The 3,442-nt window shown below is 66.9% G+C and carries 6 protein-coding genes; 1 reads left to right on the forward strand and 5 read right to left on the reverse strand.

The annotated features are described in order from the left end of the window. The first annotated feature begins 323 nt into the window (after positions 1 to 323). Positions 324 to 1,235 (forward strand): tRNA glutamyl-Q(34) synthetase GluQRS, encoded by a 912-nt coding sequence (gluQRS, locus tag FG94_RS13285; RefSeq protein WP_036212358.1) that lies wholly within the window; start codon positions 324 to 326, stop codon positions 1,233 to 1,235. Here gluQRS and FG94_RS13290 read toward each other — a convergent pair. The 5 genes from FG94_RS13290 to FG94_RS27895 form a co-directional block, all read right to left on the reverse strand. Then, positions 1,207 to 1,818 carry a CHRD domain-containing protein gene (locus FG94_RS13290; RefSeq protein WP_051996635.1) on the reverse strand — a complete coding sequence of 204 codons (612 nt, stop codon included), beginning with the start codon at positions 1,816 to 1,818 and terminating at the stop codon, positions 1,207 to 1,209. The two genes, gluQRS and FG94_RS13290, sit on opposite strands and share 29 nt — an antisense overlap. 152 nt (positions 1,819 to 1,970) lie before the next feature. Continuing rightward, complete coding sequence (locus tag FG94_RS13295; protein WP_036212360.1) at positions 1,971 to 2,435, reverse strand: DUF421 domain-containing protein; 465 nt, start codon at positions 2,433 to 2,435, stop codon at positions 1,971 to 1,973. A gap of 85 nt (positions 2,436 to 2,520) precedes the next feature. After that, positions 2,521 to 2,697, reverse strand: a complete 177-nt coding sequence (locus FG94_RS26635) for an oxidoreductase-like domain-containing protein (RefSeq protein ID WP_081925974.1) — start codon at positions 2,695 to 2,697, stop codon at positions 2,521 to 2,523. Next, positions 2,694 to 3,086 carry a BlaI/MecI/CopY family transcriptional regulator gene (locus tag FG94_RS13300; RefSeq protein WP_036212362.1) on the reverse strand — a complete coding sequence of 131 codons (393 nt, stop codon included), beginning with the start codon at positions 3,084 to 3,086 and terminating at the stop codon, positions 2,694 to 2,696. Before FG94_RS13300 ends, FG94_RS26635 begins: the two co-directional genes overlap by 4 nt. Positions 3,087 to 3,141: 55 nt before the next feature. After that, a partial coding sequence (locus FG94_RS27895) for a hypothetical protein (RefSeq protein ID WP_036212364.1) occupies positions 3,142 to 3,442 on the reverse strand: 301 nt, incomplete at its 5' end.

The following is a 3,442-nucleotide window of genomic DNA, read 5'->3' on the forward strand; positions in this document are numbered from 1 at the left end:
TGCCTGGCACAGGGCGCTGACGTTGGCTTCTGGTGCGCTTGCCAGCACCACAAATTCGAGACGAGAGGCCATCCGGGAACACTCCTTCCAAGGCATCGCACGCTCCAGTTATTGGTCGTGCGCTGATGATAAAAGGTGTTACCTATGTCTCTAGACGACTGTTACCTATGTCCCTGTGCCATACAGGGTTTCCCGCCCACGCGGTGATAGTTAGCAGCAAGATCATCAGGCGCGAACGCGGAGCCGGTAACGCTCACCGCGTGGGGTAATCCAAGCCAGTGGCTTGGATTACAAGCCGCCCGCCCTACGGGTATCATTACCGCATGAAGCAAGTGAATGAATCCTACATCGGCCGTTTCGCCCCGTCGCCCACCGGCCCGCTGCACGCCGGTTCGCTGGTTGCGGCCCTGGCCAGCTACCTCGACGCCCGTGCCCACCACGGCACCTGGCTGGTGCGCATCGAGGATATCGACGAGGGCCGCAGCGTGCCCGGCGCGGCCGAGGGCATCCTGGCCTTGCTGGCGCTGCTGGGTATGCACGCCGACGGCGAAGTCGTCTGGCAGAGCCGGCGCAAGCACCTGTACCAGGCCGCCGCCGAGCGCATCGCCCTACACACCTACCCCTGCGGCTGCAACCGGCGCGAGATTGCCGATTCGCGCCTCGGCTTCGCGCCCGACGGCGCTGCGATCTATCCCGGCACCTGCCGCTACGGGCTGGCGGAGGGACGCAGCATGCGCAGCCTGCGCCTGCGCGTGCCGGAACCGGGCTACGACCTCGTCAGCTTCACCGACCGTTTCGCGGGCGAGGTCACGCAGCGACTCAGCGGGGAATCGGGCGACTTCGTCCTGAAGCGCGCCGACGGTTTCTGGGCCTACCAGCTGGCGGTGGTGGTGGACGATGCCGAGCAGGGCGTCACCGACGTCGTGCGCGGCGCCGACCTGCTCGACTCCACGCCGCGCCAGATCTTCCTGCAGCGCGTGCTCGGGGTGCCGACCCCGCGTTACCTGCACGTGCCGGTGGTGCGCAACGAGAACGGCGAGAAGCTGTCGAAGCAGACCGGCGCGCTGGCCGTGGCGCCGGGCGACGAAGCCGCGGCGGTGGAGGCACTCCTGGCAGCTGCGCGTTTCCTCGGCTTGCCTTTGATGCGGCCGGCATCGCTGCACGCCTTCTGGCAGGCGGCGATACCGGCCTGGAGCCGGTTGCTGGCTACGCGCGAGGGCGCGGCGCTTGGCTGATCGAGCCGGGCCGGCGGCGCGCCATCAGCGCCAGTCCGGCCAGGCCGATCCCCAGCATCCCCCAGGTCGCCGGTTCCGGAATCGGCGCCGCCACCACGAAGCCGCGGATTTCGCCGTTCGGATAGCGGGTCGTGTAGATGTTGAGGTAGGCCTGGTTGGCGTTCATCGCATCGAGCAGGGCTGAGCCGGCCCCCGACGCGGTGCCGCCGAAGGACGCCAGGAAGGCTGGGTCATATACCGCCGGGTCTCCCAGGTCGAGGGTAGCGTTGTATGAGCCGGCCGTCACCATCAAGGGGAAACCGGCCAGCGGGATCGCCACCGGGGCGACACCGGTGAAGGCTTCCGTCGTGCAGCAGTGGATGTGGGCCGCGGTCGTGCTCGCCAGCAGGTCCTGGAACGGCACTTCGGCTCGCAAGGTCGTGCCGTCGATTTCAATGGTCGCGACGCTCGAACCGGGCGACCCGTTGGGCGGCGACTCGGCCGGGCCGCTGGACACGGCACGGTAGATGTCGGCAGCCTGGGCCGCCGGTGCGAGCGCCAGCGTTGACGCGGCGAGCGCAAGCGCGCTCAGTACTTTTTTCATGGCAGTCCTCCTGATCAGGAAAGAATCCAAACAGCACACCCGGCTGGGGGTACTGCTGAAAAAAGTAGCGCATCAATTCCGCACCGTCCACACCGTACGGGGGATAAAAGTACCTCTGGCAGAAGCGCAAAAGAAAGGGCAGCGGTCCTGGTTCAGTGGGGATTGCGCAGGATGGTGATTTCGCCGTCGGCTTCCAGGAAGGCGCATTTCATTTCCGGCCGCGGACAGTCGTGCTCGCGCAGGGCTTCCTCGATGTCGGATTCGGACAGGCGGCAATTGCGCACCACCTTGTCGAAGAACACCCCGTCGCGTCCGATCAGGACGGCGCTACCGTCGACCAATTTTTCAAAGCGCGGGCTGCGCGAGCTGAACAGGGCGACCGAGGAATTGATCGCGACCAGGGTGGCTGCCGCGATCAGGCCGCCGATCAGCGATTGGTCGCCCGCATTCAGCGAGTTGGACACGGCTTCGGACAGCAGCATGATGACCAGCAGGTCGAAGGGGGTGAACTGGCCGACCGTGCGGCGGCCGGACAGGCGCACCATGATTAGCAGAAAGATGTACACGGCAAGCCCGCGTACGATGAATTCCCACCAAGGAAGGTCCATGTCGAACATATCGTCTCCATGCACAACACCGATGGGTTCATTGTAATCAAAACGTCAAGGTCTTGATTTTCAAGCGTGCGCTACCGCAGGCCGCTCAGGAGGCCGGCGGCGACGGCGATTGCATGGCAGCTTCCCAGGCGGCAAGTTCCCGCTCGTAGCGTATCAATGCTTCCTCGTAGAGGTCGAAGACACAGGGCACGCAGCCGCTGCGGCAGCAGTCCTCGAGTTCGGGCTGCACCGGTGGAACCGGACGCGGCGACGGCGTGCTCATTCCTTGCGCCCGGTCTCGCCGTTCAGGATCTGCTGGATTTCCTCGCGTTCCTTCTTGCTGACGTGGCCGCGCAGCGCGGCCAGCACCAGTTCCTTGCCCGAGCCGGAGAAGGCCTTGTGGATCAGGTCCTTGATCAGGCCGGCCTGGTGCCGGTCCTGCGGCTGGGCCGGCGCGTACACGTGGGCGCGCGCGCTCTCGTCGCGGGTGAGGAGGCCCTTGGCGTGCATCATCTGCAGCAGCCGCAGCACGTTGGCATAGGCCATGTCCGGCCGCGACGCGAGCGCGGCCTCGTGCACCTGGCGGGCAGTGGCGGGGCCGAGCTGCCACAGCAGGCGCAGCATTTCCAGTTCGGATGGGGTCGGCTTGGCGGGAACGTCGGGAGTGCTCATGGATCTAGAATAATTGATCTAGACCCCCAAGTCGAGCCGTCCCTGCGGCGGCGCCTCAGCTTCGGTCGTGGAGCCGGTATTCGCGCAGGTCGAACACGTTCCTGCCGTTCTCCCGCACGCACACCCCGGTCATGGTCTCGCCCTGGCGCAGCACGTGCTCCATGCGGGTGCCCGCGGCCTTGCCGGCGCAGGCGGCGTGGGCGGCTTCCGGCACCTCGGGCAGGGGCGGCGGCGCGGGCGGCGCCGGCGGGGCCGGGATCGCGGGCATCGCGGGCATGGACGGCAGGGCCGGCGGGGCGATGCCGGTGGCCCGCTCGTCGGGAAGCTCGGGCGGCGCCGGCGCTGCATAAGACTTC

Source organism: Massilia sp. LC238, from assembly GCF_000735635.1.
Taxonomy (GTDB): Bacteria; Pseudomonadota; Gammaproteobacteria; order Burkholderiales; family Burkholderiaceae_D; genus Telluria; species Telluria varians.